The sequence below is a fragment of the Nitrospina watsonii genome (assembly GCF_946900835.1).
In the GTDB taxonomy this organism is placed as follows: Bacteria; Nitrospinota; Nitrospinia; order Nitrospinales; family Nitrospinaceae; genus Nitrospina; species Nitrospina watsonii.
Window position 1 is genome coordinate 1,601,494 of record NZ_OX336137.1, and the last position, 15,723, is coordinate 1,617,216.

Below are 15,723 nucleotides of genomic sequence, written 5' to 3' on the forward strand. Positions count from 1 at the left end.
GAGGAACCGGGTGGGCTTTACATTTTGGGAGTGGATTGCGGCAATTCGTCCGCGAGAATGATATCGCTGTCCATGGAATCCTCGGAAATGTATTCGCCGGTCGCCATCAAGGCCAGCACATCATGACCGTAAAACTCCCGGACCTGCGTATCGGAAAGCAAATCCAGATTGATAAAGGTTTTTATAATCAGACGCCCGTCATCAATTTCGTAGGCGAACACGCCGGCTGAGCTCACCAGATAACCTTCGTGGTGGCCGAAAGTCAGCAATCCCTCTTCGAGGTAGCCGTCGAGGGTGATGATGCAGTTCTCTGTGGTTTGCGTGCGTTCGCTGAACCGGTCGATGCAATGGGTGGTGTACGCCAACTGCGGATGCGTGAACGATTTATAGAGCTTGCCCTTGTCGGTGGATTCACTGTGAGAGGGGGAGACCAGGGTCACGAATCCATGCTTGTTGAAATCCACCAGGCACAACACATCTTTGCCGAATTTACGGGCGACTTTTTGCGTGACCCGATCCATGAAGCGCTGGCGCTTGCGGATGGAGATGCGTCCGGATCGGCCGAAATGCTTCTGGTATTCCTTCTTGAGATAGGCTTCGATCTGGTGTTTCTTGAATGCAAAATGTTTGTCGTCTGCCATTCCTGAACCTGAAAAATTTGAACGATTGCCGCTCCAAAACCATTATACCCATCCTGCCCGGCGGAAAAAAGGCGATTTTGATCTTTAACATTGAAATTGAAGGAGAAATCGGTAAAACTCGCTGTCAATTTTCCCCTTTCCAGACCCGCACCCTTTGGTACAATGCCATTATGAATACCACGCTCAAAACATTTCTGATCCTTATAGGGGCCACGGTTTTTTTCAACTTCATGTTTTATTTCCTGTCCTCCAACATCGAGGACTTTGAAAACCTGCCCCTGCCGCCCAAAAAAGTCGAGCGTTACAAGACCGACTACCCGCTTATCAAAGTCGATGCCCAGTCACGCGACAATTGGGCGCTACTGGATTTTTCCACCGGGAATGTCGTGCGCATGGACGATATGGAAAAGGATGTGAACCGCCTGCAGAAGCTGGATTGGGATCTGGCGTTTCAACGCACCAAAATCGTCACCAATGGGGGCGTCACCAACCCAAAAGGCAACGTGCAGGTCAAGAATCTGGGACAGATCGAATTCAATCAGGTCGCCCAGGTGCCTGCCAGCCGGGCGGACTTCAAAAAAGACGATCGGGGTTGGGGCGGCAGCATCGTCAACAAGGCTTTGGTGGATTGGTACATTTACCGGACCCGCACCCACAACGTGGAATCAAAAAAAGACGTGTACCTGATCGATACCGGCGACGGATTCGTGAAATTGAAAATCATCAACTACTACTGCGAGCGCCCGGAATCGGACTGCAAATCCATGATGTGCACGCGGGATGAAGCGGCCTGCCTGACGCTGGAATACCAGTTCATACCGAATGACGAACAGACCTTTTCCCCGCCGCCCTCACAACAACCTCAAACCGCTCAGGTCACCCATTGAAGAAGTGGCTTCCTCTGGCCGTGCTGGCCACGCTGTTTCTTGCAGCGTGCCAACCCGCCGCTTCCTCCAGCGATGAAGGCATGGTGTTGATTCCCGCAGGTGAGTTCCAACTGGGCATGCCCACTTCCGGCAGCCTGCCGGCGTTCATGTCCGACCGCACCTCCAGCGCCAATGCGCAACCGGCACAACGCCTGCAACTCGACGCGTTTTACATCGACCGCGACGAAGTGACGTACTCCGATTTTCTGAAATTCAAACCGTCGAGCCAATACGCCGAAGGCCGCGCCGACCATCCGGTGCGTGGCATCACCTGGTACGAAGCCGATGCCTATTGCCTGTCGCAGGGCAAACGCCTGCCCACGGAATTCGAATGGGAAAAAGCGTCACGCGGCGAGGACGGGCGCCTCTTCGTTTGGGGCAACGATTTCGACAAGGCCAAAGCCAATTTCGGGAAAACGGTGCACCCCGTCGGCAGTGTCGAAACGGACCTCAGCCCCTACGGCGTGGCGGATCTGAACGGCAACGTGTCGGAATGGACGGCAAGCTGGTACCGGCCCTACCCCGGATCCAAGCATGAAGACACCAATTTCGGTGAAGCCTTCAAGGTCATCCGCGGCGGGGCGTACAACAAACGCGAGCACGGTTTCATGGAACAATTCGCCATGTTGCCGTACCGGAATGTTGCGCCCCCCACCATGCGAACCTGGAATACGGGCTTTCGTTGCGCCCGTCCGGCATCTAGACCCAAGCCCGAAAACTCGGATTAAATTCCAGGAGCCAAATCGTCGCGGATCGGTTTCGGAGCTTCTCTCTCCCGATCGTCGGCCTTGTACGACGGCGGCTTGTCGAGCACCACCTCATGCAGACGGGATACATTTTCCGTCGGTTGCTGACCGGAATCCTCCCCCTCCGCACTTGCCGGACTGTCGGGGCTGTCATCACTGTTCGTTTTACGCGTCGATCGGGGCCGGCTCCACCGCTTGCGGCTGGAACCTTTGCGTCCGTCCCGGGATCGACCGCGTCCTCCGGTCGTAGCCGGCTTGGCTTCTTCCGGCGAAGACTCAGCGGAATTCTGTTCCATCCCTTCTGCCGAAGGCGGTGCGGTATCGGTTGCAGGAGCCGTATCCCTGTCCACCGGCGCACGGCTGTCACGTCCATTGTCCACCGGAGGCTGTTCCTGCAAAGGGCCCTGCATGGGGTCCTCTCCCTCGGCAGGTTGTGGCCAGCTCGGCCGACTCCGGTTCTGGCCTGCCTGCGACCGGTTGGACGACCCGGATCGGGAGCGGCCCCGGCTGGAGGACCGACGTCCCCGTCCTCGGCGCTCGCGATCAGCCCGTTCAGGACGCTCACCGCGTTCGCGGTCTCCCCGCTCTTCCGAACGGGAATCGGGACGCGAGTCGGGACGTGTATCCGGTCGCGATTCGGTACGCGGCCTCGATCGGGAATCCGGCTGGCTGTCTGCACTGGCAGGCAGGGCGGTGCGAAACTCCACCCCGCGGTTTCGATTTTCCATTTGCCGCTCTTCTTCCCGTTTCCGTTCCAGCACGGTGTACGAAAAATTCTCGTACGCCAGGCGGTCCTTGGCGGAAAACTGGAGCAGGCATTGTGTTTTGTCCTGCAAATCCTGCAGGTACTTGGTTTTGTGATTCAAGAGGTAACTGGCGACGGATGCCGACACCTCGACCGCAAGCACCTTGACATTTCCTTCCGCCAGAATTTCGCGAATTTTGCGCAACACGCTCAAAGACACAGAACTGTCCGTCCGCGTGAACCCGGTTCCCTGGCACAACACACATTGCTCGAAATGACCTTCCTTGACCGGCGAGGACAAACGTTGACGGGACATTTCCAGCAGACCGAATCGGGAGATTCGGGAAATATTGATGCGTGCCTTGTCGGATTTGCAGCTTTTCTTGATCTCCTTTTCGACGTTGCTCTTGTTCTTTTTGGAGAACATGTCGATGAAGTCGATGACGATCAACCCGCCCAGGTCGCGCAGGCGCAACTGGCGGCCGATCTCATCCGCCGCTTCCATATTGGTCCGGGTGGCCGTCTCTTCCAGATCACTCGAACTCGTGGTCTTGCCGGAGTTGACATCGATGGCCACCATCGCCTCGCCGACATCGAACACCAGAGACCCGCCGGAAGGCAATTCGACACGCTTTTTGTAAATGTTTTCGATCTGTTCTTCGATCTTGTACTGGGAAAACAGCGGTTTCGTTTCCTGCGAATACTTGACGCGGTTGCGCATGCGCGGCATGACCAGGCGTATGAATTCCTTCACGGCCTTGTACGAGTCCGCGTTGTCCACGATGATTTCAGAGGTATCGTTGGTGAAATGATCGCGGACCGTACGCACCACCATGTCCGGAACCTTGTAAAGCAGACAGGGGCCTTTGGTTTCCGGATCCTGCAATTTTTCCTGGATGCCTTCCCAAATTTTCATCAGCATCTGCAGGTCTTTTTGCAGTTCCAGTTTGGTCCGTCCCATGCCGGCGGTGCGCAGAATCACGCCCATGTCTTCCGGCAACTGGAGGTCCGAAAGCACCTCCTTCATTTTTTTGCGTTCGGATTCGTCCTCGATTTTTCGGGAGATTCCACTGGTTTCCTTGGAGCACATCAGCACCAGAAACCGGCCGGGGATGGTGACGGCATTGGTCAAAGACGGGCCTTTGGCGTCCCGGCTTTCCTTGACCACCTGCACCAGTATTTTCTGACCCCGGACCAGAACGTCTTGAATTCGGGTTCTTGATTTCCTTTCACCGGTCTGAAGGTACGATTCCTTCAGCACATCTTTAAAGGGGAGGAAGCCGTATTTTTTGCCACCATAATCGATGAATGAGGCTTCAATGGCGGGTTCCACCCGGGTGATAACACCTAGATAAACATTGCCTTTCAGTAACTCCCGGGAAGAATGTTCTACGATGTATTCTTCGATCTTTCCATCATCGATGATTACGGCGCGGCATTCTTCAGGATGTTCCGCATTGATTAACAGTTTTTTCTTTTTGGACATATCATTGTTGGCCTTTCATTTGGCGCTTGGGAGTCCTCGCCGACTACCTGCCTTGGACATCATAAAACAAAACGAATATTATTTCAAAAACGGTAATTTGTGTTATTTTATGAATGGAATCAAAAACTTCGCAAAAGGAGGCGGCTCCCTTCCCGGAATCCGTAACACAAACCGGACCCAGCCCCTCAGGAAAACCATTATACCATATAAAATCAATAATTTAGGCTCTTTTTCCTGATGGAAAACATCGCCAAAATGCCTTGCCTGGATGATTTGACTCCGGCGGACCTCATTGAAAAAACTATTTTCATCCGGGTCGATTTCAATGTGCCTCTGGTCAATACGAGCAAGGGCTACCGCGTTGCCGACGACACCCGCATCCGCCGGTTTGTCGATACCACGTTCAAAAAAATTCATGAACTGACCGATGGCAACTGCCGCATCATCATCGGATCGCACCTGGGCCGCCCGCATAAAAAGAAGGATTTCATGGGCTGGGACGGGGTGTTCAATATCCAGTTCGTGTGTTCGCACTTCGATACGCTGATCCGCGAGTTGTACGGGGATACCTACACGATTTTTCCGCCGGAAATCACCGATTCCCATCTGAAAGATTCATTGAGCATCATCACCAATCACCGGCTTCCGCGGGGTGGCATCAAGTTTTTACCCAACCTGCGCTACCTTCTGGAACCGAACAATCCGGACACCTACCGGGAAGAGTTTATGAAGGAAGTCGCTAAATTTTCGGATGTATTCATAAATTGCGCGTTCGGATGCAGTCACCGGGTTACCAAAAGCATCCAAGTGCTGCCCCAGTATATGCGCCAGCAGGGAAAAATCGTGGTGGCCGGCAATCTGTTGAACTCGGAGATCACCCGGCTCGGCAAGTTTGCGCAAAAGGCGTTGGATTATCCGGAGAAGACGGCCGTCATTGCAGGCGGGGCCAAGATTGCCGACAAGATCGGTATTTTAAAACAGTTTGTGGACAGCCGCATCCGCCTTATTTTTATAGGTGGCCGCATGGTCAATGCCTTTCTGCTGGCCAAAAAGTTTTCCGAACTGGTGCCCTCCCTGAAACAGGACGACCTCCCCGCCAAGCTGTTTGTCAACAAGTCACCGGAGGAACGCGAGGACGTGCTGAAGGAAGTCCGCTATGCCGACGAGATCATGAAGCTGGCAGCAGCCAACAAGGTCAGCATCGTCTTTCCGGACGACTACAAGATCACCAAGGATTACTTCGAAACCGAATACGTGGTGAAGGACGAGCCGGATTTCGAAGACGATTTTCAATTGGACCTGGGCCCCAAGACCATCGAAAACTTTGCCCGCAAGATTTTATTGGAAGGACAGACCGGTGAAATCCAGAATGTCTTCTGGAACGGCCCGCTGGGGGCTTACGATCACCCGCAGACGGAGCAGTATGCGGAAGGATCGGTGAAGCTGGCCGAGCTTCTGTTTGCGGCGGCGATCAGTAATGAAAACATGTCGGTGGTCATCGGCGGGGGCGACTCCGCAGCCATTCTCAACAAGCTGGATTTGGAAGGGGTGAAGTATCAGGTGCGGGGGCGTATCATTCAGCAACTGCACAAAACCGTCAATGCCTCGATGCTGTCCATCGGCTTCAACAACGTGGACACGTACAATCTGTGCAACTACTTTTCTTCGAACTTTTTTGTTTCCACCGGCGGCGGGGCGGCGTTGGAGTTTCTGGAAGGTTACTTCAAGGACCGGGGCGCGTCGCCCACTCCGTCTTACCTGCCCGGCACCGCCATTCTTTTGGAACTCACATCCGCCTGATCGGGACCCGTGGAATCCTCTTCCGCCAACCGCTCACGCAGAGAGTCGAGCACGGTGTATAAAGACAGCGCTTCAATTTTAAATTTCCGATAGCAGTCGCTGGTTCGCTGCGCCAGATCCAGCAGGTCCTTGCCTTCAAAATTTTCCTTTCGCCGATCGAACATGTCGCACAATGGGTTGAGTTCGGGATGCGTCAAACCGATTTTCCGGATGGCGTCATCGATGCCGGCGATGCGCTCCCCCAGTGCCTGGATGCGGGGCTTGTCGAACCCATGATCGCCGTAAATCTGCATCAGCTTGTCGCTGGTGACGCCCCCGTCCGTAAGCAGTCGCAAGAGCCGGTGCAGTTCTTCCTGCTTGCGGAGCACCCGGTCCCAAAGCCCATCTTCACCCCGTACGTCATAGTGCTGCTCCAGAAAATCTCCCATCTCTTTCAAAGCCGCTTCGGAAGGCGTCTCCCGGGTTTCCATCAGACAATCGCGCCACATGCGGCGGTACGCCTGAGAGAATAACGTTTCCATTGCAAGAGGATGGCGGATGAGCGGTTTGTAGGCCAGGTAGCCTTCCTCGTCAAAATACGATTCCAGCAAGTCCATCTCGGGGAGATGCTGCATGAATTCGGGAACCTGCCAGCGCCCGGACTCCAGATGACCGTGAATCAAGGCCGACACATGCCGGGGCTGCACCTTGTCCACGCAGATCACATTACTGCAATGCACATGGTAGCTGCACGGTGCACAGGCGATGTTGGCGCGGAAAATGAGGTCGCCTGCCGAATAGGGGCCGGTTTCGGCAGGATGCGCATGGGCGAAGAACAAACCGACGATGCGGACACCCAGAGCGGCGGCGATGTGCATGGTGCCGGTGTCGTTGGTGACCAGATAGCGGCATCGTTTCAACATGCCTATCAGTTGGGTGATAGACGTCTGGCCGCACAAATTCACAATCCGTGTGGGGTTTTTGGATGCACCGATGATCTGTTCCGACAACTCCGTTTCGGATTTCACGCCGAACAGAATGGTTCGCGCATTCGATGTTTCGATCAGGCGATCGACCAACTCTGCAAATCGCGAGGCCGGCCAACGCCGGTCTGCAATGCTGGACCCTGCCTGAATGCCGATCACCAGTTCATCCTGATCGATGCCATGGGTTTCGATCACCCCGGAGACGGCCGCTTCATCCTCGGCTCCATTGCGCACCAGAATGCCGCTGGTGGCGGGCTCGATATCGCCGCCCCGCCCAAAAATATCGACGAGGTTGAATGTGTTATAAGGCCGGTTCATGGGCTCGATGAAAAAGTACTGGAACCACGGGTGCTCGGTTTTGCGATCCCCCTCTTCATTACAGCAAAATCCGCGGGCCTCCGGGATTTGCAGGTACTTGATCATGTACGCGCTGAGAAAAGAATGACTGAGATTGACCACCAGATCGAAATTTTTGCCGCGTAAAGCATCCAGACACTTTTTTAAATACTGCACAAGGGTCACCCAGACGACTTCTTTGCTCCAGTCCTGATCGTTGTACTGGCCGATGTCGAACACCACCAATTCATCCACATGGAGGATTTTGCGAGCAAACTCTTCAAAGGACCTGTTTACAGCCAGGGTGATTTTTGCATCGGGGTGCTTCTGCCGCAACCCGGCAATGAGTGGCGTGCACTGAACGAGATCGCCCATGCGCGTCTGGTTGAGGATGAGGATATTTTTTGGCATATCAACCCTTTTTTGGAATGATTTGGTCCACCATGAGAAACAACAGCTCCGGATCGGAAAACGACCCGTCGTTCTCGTTGATCTGGTCCAGGACGGTTTGAAACGTAAAATCTTTTTTGCCGCGAAAAGGTTTCAAGAAAGCTTCCAGTTCGGCATCGTTTTGAACCTGTTCCAGGGCACGGTCGATCTCGCTCTTCCGGTTTTCCAGGCGTACGCACAGTTCCTCTTCCCGGTCAGAATAAATGTGCAGCAGCATTTCCTGCATCCGGTGCCGCATGGTGTGTTCTTTCAGAACCCGCTCCCTTGCCTTGCGAACCACCTCCTGGCGTTCTTCTTCATGTTCCATGTAATAGAGAGCCTTGTCCCGCATCTCATCGAGCGTGGTGAACGTGACCATTTCCTCGCCAATGCGGAAACAGTCTCCCATTTCAGACCGGGAATCGACCAGTTGAAACCCACCGCAGGCGGCGATCTCAAAGGTTCGGGGATTGACGAAGTCACCATTCGGATTGATCCCGTCATGATATGTCGAGGAATGCAGATTCAGGTTGACCTTGCCTGCATTGTATATTTTCACGCAATCGTCACTGTCCACACGCTCTCCGTTATTCTGGATGTGTGGCCAGTAACCCGAGTTCTGCACCCAACCGGTGCCCCATATTTTGAAATTCTGATCTAGCAGGCGGGCGAAGGCACGATGCCGGTTGTAATACCCTTCCCCCATGAAGGAAAGGTCGGCCTGAAATTTTTTCTTATCTTCATCGGAGAGTTCCAAAGGTTTGTGAATGGGAGGGTGCGCCGCCTGCGGCAGATAGTAGAAGTTACTCAGACCCTGTTCACCCAGCTTCCTGAAAAACTCGCCCTGTTGAATGGTGAAAAAATAATCGTACTGACCGGCCACGTCCTTCCAGTAAGTCAGCGTGTGGCAGTCTTCGACGAACCAGAACGCCACCGGGATTTTCATTACTTTCAGTTTGGAAACCGCTTCTGCACTCATCGGTGCCTGCGCCAACCCCAGAACCAGGTCGGGCTTGAACTCGACGGCGCGTGCAACCACGGCTTCTCCCATCAACTCCATGAGTTTGTGGTTCAGGAATTTCTGATTGTTCTCGATACGGGTTATTTTTTGAATTTCAAAATAGGCGTCCTTGAAGCGATCGCAATCGACGCTATCCACCACATGCCCCATGGACGCCAAAGCATCCTTGCAGAATCTGGCCGTCGGCAGCGACCCGCCATAAACGGGATTGACCACAAGGATACGCAACGACTTGGTCTCCAGCACATCCAGAGTCCGAATGCACTGCTCCATCTTTTCAAAATACTGGGATGACACAAAAGTTGACGGCTGATGGACGAATACCTCCCAGTTCCGGGTTTCGTTGCGTGCCAGGATTTTGGGAGGCGGTTCATCGATACGGAATTGAACACGCTGCAGGCAATCACGCAGATCCACGTGCTGGAGGAAGGCGCGGAATAAATCCAGTCTCGGTTCAATGACGATAATCGGATTGTCAAACCGCTCAACGATTTCTTTGAGATGATACCCGAATCCCAAACCAAGCACGGCAATGACCGAATCGCCTTGCGGTTCAAAGCCAACGAGACTGTCCACGGCTTCCTTTTTCGGGTAATACCTGCTGTGCAGGGAAATCTCCCCGTACACCGGAACGGCCTGCCCATCCTTTGCCGTGACCACGGTGATGTGTTCGGGATACGGCTCCAACTTCACCCGCGCGGCGAGACCGGGATCAGTCTTCTCCAGAATTTGAATATTGGAATCAAAGTGATTCATGAACAGACCTTTCCCGTCTTCAAATTTTCTGCGTCCAGTTTTTCCAGAAAAGTATGGGCATCGCTATTGTTGGCATCGAACCTAAGGATAGTTTCCAGATTCTTGCGGGCTTCGACCCGTTTCCCTGATTTGTATTGCACGCCTGCCAGACCAAACAGCAAATTTAAATTGGTAGGATTCTGCTTTACAAAACGGCCTAAAAACTCTTCTACATGGATGAAGTTATTGAGGAGATAGGATAGGTTTATCAGGGAAGCCAACGCCGCCTTGTTTTCCGGGTCCGACTTCAATGCGTTTGTATAATACTGATGGGCGGACGTCGCCTGATCCAGATGTTCGAGCGCGACTCCCATGCCACACAAGGCCTTGCTGTTGATAGCGTCCTCACTCAGGATCACTTCATACGCCGCCACGGCGTCATGCCAATTCCCGGACTGGAGCGCCACCCCACCGAGTCCCAGCCAGGCTCCCGCGTGAGCCTCATCGATCGAAATAGCGCGCCGGTAACACCCTTCGGCTTCTTTTGAATTACCGGAGCGGATCAAAACATTGCCCTGCCCCACCCAGGCATCGGAAGATTGCGAATCTTCCCGGCAAAGCGCCTGGTAGCGCTGGAGTACCTCGGACAGTGCACCGGAGCGTTCTAATTTGCGGGCCTCCTTGAGCCTTTCCATGTTTGAATCCAGCGCGGTGTCCTCGGATGCATTCAATGGCTTGGTTTCCTTATTGAAAACCGGTCGCGCCACGATCTTGTACTGGATGACAAAAAACCGGCGTAATTCCTCAGGAGACAAGTCGGATACGGTCACCCGTCCGGTTTTCAAACTGGTCCGGCCGGAGGCGGCATACGATTCGTACTGAGAGTCGATGTTTTCTTCAACCGCCTGGATGTCATACCCGTTTTCTGAAAACAGCTTTTCGATTTCCTTTAAGGTGAAAAACCGGAGATGCGTGCGATCCAGAATGCCTTCATCCTGGTATGTCCAACTGCCCTCACTCAATTGATGAAGAATCCCGTGATACTGAATATTAGGAATGCTGGCGATCATCACCCCGCCCTGTTTCAAATAGGGCCGGGTTTTCTTAAGAACCTCTCCGGGTTCGACCAAGTGTTCCAAAACATCCGCAAACAGGATGCAATCGAAACTGTTTTCCTCAAACGGCAATGTCATCGTTTCAATATTATCTTCCACCACATCATCCAGAACCTTACGCGCTGCCTCCGCCGCGCCGGGATTCATTTCGATGCCGACGACCGTGGCATTCTGCCTCTGCTTGAGAGCGTACCCGGTCCCTCCGGCGCCACAGCCCACTTCCAGAATGGATTGGGCGGTTTCCGGAACGAGCGGCAACAGATCCTGCCGAACATTGCGAAAATATGCGGGAACCGGCTCCACAGCCGAATCGATCGCACTTTCCTTTTGCGCAGCCTCTTCGATCCACTGTTCCACATGTTGCATGAGAACCTGAACGCGATGATCGTAAGTATGCCGGGCCAGTACTTCGCGCCGGCCCGCAGCGGCCATGCGCTCGGCCTCTTCAGGATGATCGAGGTAATACCGCACCGTATCCACGATGGACGCATCGTCATAAATCGCCAGATGGGTACCGTCCTCAAAAAGCTCCGCCAGCCCGCTTCCCGGAGCCGCATCCGTTACCAGCAGACTGCCCGAACACAAGGCCTCGAACACGGGCATATTGAGATCATTATTGACCGCATTGTTGAACACAACTCGGGACTGGCTGAACACGGCGGCCATCTCATCCATGAAGCGGCGATCTTTATGCACGTTAAAATGCTGCGCCAACGAATCCAGCAATTGCTTGCGGCGCGGCAGAGTGGGCAGAATGCTGCCGACAAAACCCACATCGTGCCTCTTTGCCACGTCCTGTTTGCCGTGGATCTCCGGATCGCAGGCCAGCGGCAACCACTCCACCCACTCCATGCCCGCTTCACGAAAACGTGCCACGTATTCTTTCTGCGCCAGGAAAACCAGATCGAACGGCCGCGCAATCTGCAAATGATGATCCAGATTCAGATGGGTATCGATCAAATAGCAAACCTTGGGGATCGTCAGCGTGTTCAGGTCCCCGGGTATTGTGTTCAGTCCGGTTTCTACATAGATATAGACATCCGGCTGCCAGCCCTTTGGCAAATTCGAAAGCACGCTCCGGACAGGTGCGCCCGGTTCCCGGCTCATATCCGGCTGGTTTGCAGGCCAATGCAGGGCATCCATGTTCCAGTTTTTTTTATGTTCTATCGTGAACGCGGAACCGCAGGTGATGACCTGCTGCGTTTTGCGCAATGCCCGCTCCAGATAGTGGGCGGTGGTGACCGGGTTGCCGTTGGTGTCCAGCAACACGTTCCGCTTTCGGGGAGAGGTGTCGGCAGACGCGACCTTTGCCTTGGGATTTTTTTCATGTCGCGCCAGAAACAAATCGATGGCGGTTTGAACCGCCTGCTTCCAGTTGCGTATGAATTGCTTCATGGGAAACAGTTGATCCACCGTATTACGTGCCTGCTGACCCAGTTCCTGCGCCTTGAGGGGATTCCGCAACAGGTCTTCAACCCGCCGCCGCAAGACCATAATATCGTCCGAAATGAATCCATTGACTCCGTCTTCGATCGGCGACGTCGCGTTGGACGTGGTGATCACCGGCATGCCCGTAGCCATCGCTTCCAGCATCGACAGATTGTAACCATCTTCATACCCGTCCACGGTGGTGTTGAGAAACATCCGGCCGCGGCGGTAATGGTCCAGCAAATCCTCAAAACCACGTGACAACCGGGCGTCCGGAAGGTGCGGATTCTGCCCCAGCGTGACGCACGGAAAGCCATCGACGATTTCCCTGCTGACGCGGTAGCCCAGCATGAGATCGCGTTCCATGAGATGGTTTGCGACCCGCACCAGGAAGCCGCCATTGCCATGGTACCCGCCGTATTCTTCCAGCGGCAGACCGGGACGGATGATATCGCCTTGCAGTCCCCAGTCGTCGCGCTTGCTCTTCGAGATAAAAATCCGGTGCGCGTCGTGCGTCAAGTCCTGAACGAACTCGAAGTATTCTTGTTTCTCCACACTATTGCCACTCAACGCCGCTTCGGTCGAAAACTTGTTGTGGAAAACGGCGATCTTTGGGAGGTCATACTGCTGCGCCCAGGCCAGGTCTTTCAGGTTGTGCGCGATGACGACGGCATACTCCCCGTTCTCCAGGCTTTGGCGCGCCTCCGCCTCACTGACAATGTGCCCGTTTTTCGGCAACGGACGCATGTTCCAATCCCACTGGCGGCGTTGCCCGGGCTGGATTTCCGGTTCCAGAATGTGGAATTCGTAACCCGTGTGGGCCATCAGGCAGATGTACGGTTCATGCCAGTTGAAAGTGAGGATTTTGAGGTTCATCGCTGCGGTGATCTCCTTTTGTTTTAAACGCTTAAACTCTTTTCGGAATATTTAAAAAATTGCTTTAGCATTTATTGCATTGGACACCCCGCCCCCAAAAACCGTATAATCGCTTATAAAATAAAGGCTTGATATAGGCTGAACCCAATCGCCGCCCGGACCGTCTAATAAAGGACCATTTTTCAAGCGATTTTGAATGCCCCCAATCCAGATTTTTATATAACAATCGTCAACTCAAAGGTTTTTATGGAGTTCCCCACCCCCGACCCCAAGTCAAAACGCATCCGCACACGGGAAGCGATGATCCAGTACCAGAAAGCCCGCCAGGAAGGCAAGGAATGGACCGGCGAGGTGCCGATGGGCGAAGGCCCGCTGAACCGCGACGGCATGCCCAAAACCCCGCCGGGGCAGAGCGTCACCGACCGCTGGCCGGTGCTCGATCTCGGCTTCCAGCCGGAAATCCCGCTGGAGAACTGGTCGCTGACGCTATCGGGTCTTTTAGACTACCCCGCCTCCTTCAGCTGGGAGGAATTCAACAAATTTCCGCAGGTGGAGGATGTGTCGGACTTCCATTGCGTCACCTCGTGGAGCCGGCTGGACAACCGCTGGAAAGGCGTGCGCTTTTCGGATCTCGCCAATCATTGCCGGGTGCAGAAGGAAGTGCGCTACGTGTACATCAAGGCCTACGACGGCTACTCCACCAATCTGCCGATCGAGGAAGCCATGAAGTACGACGTGCTCCTGGTCCACACCTGGGAGGGAATGCCATTGTCGAAGGAGCACGGCGGGCCGGTGCGCATGATCACGCCGCAGTTGTACGCGTGGAAGGGAGCCAAATGGATCGGTGAGATCATTTTCCGCGAAGACGACGAATTGGGATTCTGGGAACAGCGCGGCTACAGCAACAGCGCCAACCCCTGGTTGGAGGAACGGTATTGGTGAGTCGGGCGCGAACCGTCAGGCACCTTTCCCCTCTAAATCAAGTAAGCCTTAAAGTCCGCAGTTTGGGCAGGCATTGGGATTGGGAGAGGGCTTGGACACCTTTGTCGCCGATGTAGGTGTCGAACATCAGCAGGGTCTCGACGTTCTGCAAGGTCTTGGTGTTGGCCAGCGCCACCGCCGCATCCACCCGCAGCACGTTGCGCGCGATGTTCAGGTGTTTGACTTTCTGGAATACTTTCGAGCGGGCGAGGGTTTTGATGCCGCGATCGGTGATGTTGGTGCGATAGATGTTCAGCTTGCGCACGTTGGCAAAGCCGGGATGCTTGGCCATGGTGATGAGCGCGTCGTCGCCGATGGGGTTGTCCTGCAGGATGAGCACCTGCAATTTCTTGAACGCCCCCTCGGCAATGGCCATGCCGCCCTCTTCCCCGATATCGTTGAAGCGCAGGTCCAACTGCAACAGGTTGGGACAGAAATGCGCCTGCGCCAGAGACACCGCCCCCCGGTCGCCGACCTGATTTTCACCGAGATAAAGACGCCGCAGGTTTTGAAAGCGCGGGTTGTCCGCCAGGAAATGAACCGACTTGTGAGTGATGCGGTTCTTGCTGAGGTCGAGGCTGACGATGTTCTCCACGCCGTCGGCCTCGGCCAACGCCTGCAAGCCTTCGTCGCCGATGAACAGGCCATTGAACTCCAGGTCCCCGTCCTCGCTCAAATGTTCCTTGATCAGCCGATTGATGTACTCAAGTTTCGGGGTTGCGTTCATGGTCGTTTCAGGTTGATGACACAGCGGAAACCGATATCGCTGAAGCTGCGGGAAAAGGGGTAACTCCAGTCGCGGTAGCCGACCCGCATCCCGTTGATGCTGTCGGACCAGGCACCGCCGCGCCGGACTTTCATCACGCCACGGCGGGGTCCACGTGGATTGTACATCAATTCGCCCAGAAAATAGAATTGCGGTGAGTACCAATCGGCAACCCATTCCCACATGTTACCGGCCATATCATACAAACCGTAGCGGTTGGGGGGGAATTGCCCGACGGGCGAGGCGTCGTCCTGCAACTCCTTACCGCCGTAGGCCTGCACCGGGTCCCATTCCAGTCCCCAGGGAAACTCGCATCCATTCTTCCCTCCCGCGGCTTTTTCCCATTGCGCTTCGCTGGGCAGAGCTTTGCCGATGAGATGGCAGTAGTCGGCGGCTTCGTACCAGGTGATTTTGGAGACGGGGCAGTTGTCGCAACTGGAGGAGGCACTGCGGCGCAGCAGGTGGTCGGGCATCACCTCTTCCAGTTTTTTGTTGGTGACTTCGTACTGGTCGATCATGAAGTCTTCGAGGTACACCTCATGCGCCGGCGCCCCGTGTTCCGGGCCCAGGGCATCGCAACCCCGCTGAAACTTTCCCCCAGGGATCAACACCATGTCCTCGGTGATGTCAAAGGAGGAATCGGGTTGCAGCGAAGGTTGGGGAGAGCAGGCGGTGGAGACGACCCAAAGCAGTAGAATCAACGCCGTGAAGATCCTCATCGTAACCG

Annotated in this window: 11 protein-coding genes; 4 read left to right on the forward strand and 7 right to left on the reverse strand. The window is 54.6% G+C overall.

Going from position 1 to position 15,723, the window contains the following annotated elements:
- Positions 1-17: 17 nt before the first annotated feature.
- Positions 18-641 (reverse strand): hypothetical protein, encoded by a 624-nt coding sequence (locus QML71_RS07435; RefSeq protein ID WP_282011289.1) that lies wholly within the window; start codon positions 639-641, stop codon positions 18-20.
- 170 nt (positions 642-811) lie between these two features.
- Here QML71_RS07435 and QML71_RS07440 point away from each other — a divergent pair, with 170 nt between their 5' ends.
- Both QML71_RS07440 and QML71_RS07445 read left to right on the forward strand, forming a co-directional pair.
- Positions 812-1,528, forward strand: a complete 717-nt coding sequence (locus QML71_RS07440; protein WP_282011290.1) for an HmuY family protein — start codon at positions 812-814, stop codon at positions 1,526-1,528.
- The gene (locus QML71_RS07445; RefSeq protein ID WP_282011291.1) at positions 1,525-2,295 is read left to right on the forward strand and encodes a formylglycine-generating enzyme family protein; all 771 of its coding nucleotides are present in this window, start codon (positions 1,525-1,527) and stop codon (positions 2,293-2,295) included. The genes QML71_RS07440 and QML71_RS07445 overlap by 4 nt, the downstream gene beginning before the upstream one ends.
- Here the strand turns inward: QML71_RS07445 and QML71_RS07450 are convergent.
- The gene (locus QML71_RS07450) at positions 2,292-4,544 is read right to left on the reverse strand and encodes an Rne/Rng family ribonuclease (protein ID WP_282011292.1); all 2,253 of its coding nucleotides are present in this window, start codon (positions 4,542-4,544) and stop codon (positions 2,292-2,294) included. The two genes, QML71_RS07445 and QML71_RS07450, sit on opposite strands and share 4 nt — an antisense overlap.
- A 255-nt stretch (positions 4,545-4,799) precedes the next feature.
- Between QML71_RS07450 and QML71_RS07455 the strand changes: the two genes are divergently transcribed.
- Positions 4,800-6,344, forward strand: a complete 1,545-nt coding sequence (locus QML71_RS07455; RefSeq protein ID WP_282011293.1) for a phosphoglycerate kinase — start codon at positions 4,800-4,802, stop codon at positions 6,342-6,344.
- Here QML71_RS07455 and QML71_RS07460 read toward each other — a convergent pair.
- The 3 genes from QML71_RS07460 to QML71_RS07470 are packed head-to-tail and all read right to left on the reverse strand — an operon-like array spanning position 6,299 to position 13,249.
- Positions 6,299-8,056 carry a glycosyltransferase family 9 protein gene (locus QML71_RS07460; RefSeq protein WP_282011294.1) on the reverse strand — a complete coding sequence of 586 codons (1,758 nt, stop codon included), beginning with the start codon at positions 8,054-8,056 and terminating at the stop codon, positions 6,299-6,301. The genes QML71_RS07455 and QML71_RS07460 overlap by 46 nt on opposite strands.
- 1 nt (position 8,057) lies before the next feature.
- Complete coding sequence (locus QML71_RS07465) at positions 8,058-9,851, reverse strand: CgeB family protein (protein WP_282011295.1); 1,794 nt, start codon at positions 9,849-9,851, stop codon at positions 8,058-8,060.
- Complete coding sequence (locus QML71_RS07470; RefSeq protein ID WP_282011296.1) at positions 9,848-13,249, reverse strand: glycosyltransferase family protein; 3,402 nt, start codon at positions 13,247-13,249, stop codon at positions 9,848-9,850. The genes QML71_RS07465 and QML71_RS07470 overlap by 4 nt, the downstream gene beginning before the upstream one ends.
- 246 nt (positions 13,250-13,495) lie before the next feature.
- Here QML71_RS07470 and QML71_RS07475 point away from each other — a divergent pair, with 246 nt between their 5' ends.
- Complete coding sequence (locus tag QML71_RS07475; RefSeq protein ID WP_282011297.1) at positions 13,496-14,191, forward strand: molybdopterin-dependent oxidoreductase; 696 nt, start codon at positions 13,496-13,498, stop codon at positions 14,189-14,191.
- Positions 14,192-14,228: 37 nt separating this feature from the next.
- Here QML71_RS07475 and QML71_RS07480 read toward each other — a convergent pair whose 3' ends face one another.
- Together QML71_RS07480 and QML71_RS07485 are read right to left on the reverse strand one after the other, a co-directional pair.
- A complete protein-coding gene (locus tag QML71_RS07480) occupies positions 14,229-14,957 on the reverse strand; it encodes a leucine-rich repeat domain-containing protein (RefSeq protein ID WP_282011298.1) in 729 nt (242 codons plus the stop codon).
- The gene (locus QML71_RS07485) at positions 14,954-15,715 is read right to left on the reverse strand and encodes a formylglycine-generating enzyme family protein (RefSeq protein WP_282011299.1); all 762 of its coding nucleotides are present in this window, start codon (positions 15,713-15,715) and stop codon (positions 14,954-14,956) included. The genes QML71_RS07480 and QML71_RS07485 overlap by 4 nt, the downstream gene beginning before the upstream one ends.
- Positions 15,716-15,723 lie beyond the last annotated feature (8 nt).

Excerpts from the sequence above, each read along its gene's own strand:
- QML71_RS07435 (WP_282011289.1), bottom strand. The coding sequence starts at position 641 with ATGGCAGACGACAAACATTTTGCATTCAAGAAACACCAGATCGAAGCC.
- QML71_RS07440 (WP_282011290.1), top strand. The coding sequence starts at position 812 with ATGAATACCACGCTCAAAACATTTCTGATCCTTATAGGGGCCACGGTT.
- QML71_RS07450 (WP_282011292.1), bottom strand. The coding sequence starts at position 4,544 with ATGTCCAAAAAGAAAAAACTGTTAATCAATGCGGAACATCCTGAAGAA.
- QML71_RS07455 (WP_282011293.1), top strand. The coding sequence starts at position 4,800 with ATGCCTTGCCTGGATGATTTGACTCCGGCGGACCTCATTGAAAAAACT.
- QML71_RS07460 (WP_282011294.1), bottom strand. The coding sequence starts at position 8,056 with ATGCCAAAAAATATCCTCATCCTCAACCAGACGCGCATGGGCGATCTC.
- QML71_RS07465 (WP_282011295.1), bottom strand. The coding sequence starts at position 9,851 with ATGAATCACTTTGATTCCAATATTCAAATTCTGGAGAAGACTGATCCC.
- QML71_RS07470 (WP_282011296.1), bottom strand. The coding sequence starts at position 13,249 with ATGAACCTCAAAATCCTCACTTTCAACTGGCATGAACCGTACATCTGC.
- QML71_RS07475 (WP_282011297.1), top strand. The coding sequence starts at position 13,496 with ATGGAGTTCCCCACCCCCGACCCCAAGTCAAAACGCATCCGCACACGG.
- QML71_RS07480 (WP_282011298.1), bottom strand. The coding sequence starts at position 14,957 with ATGAACGCAACCCCGAAACTTGAGTACATCAATCGGCTGATCAAGGAA.
- QML71_RS07485 (WP_282011299.1), bottom strand. The coding sequence starts at position 15,715 with ATGAGGATCTTCACGGCGTTGATTCTACTGCTTTGGGTCGTCTCCACC.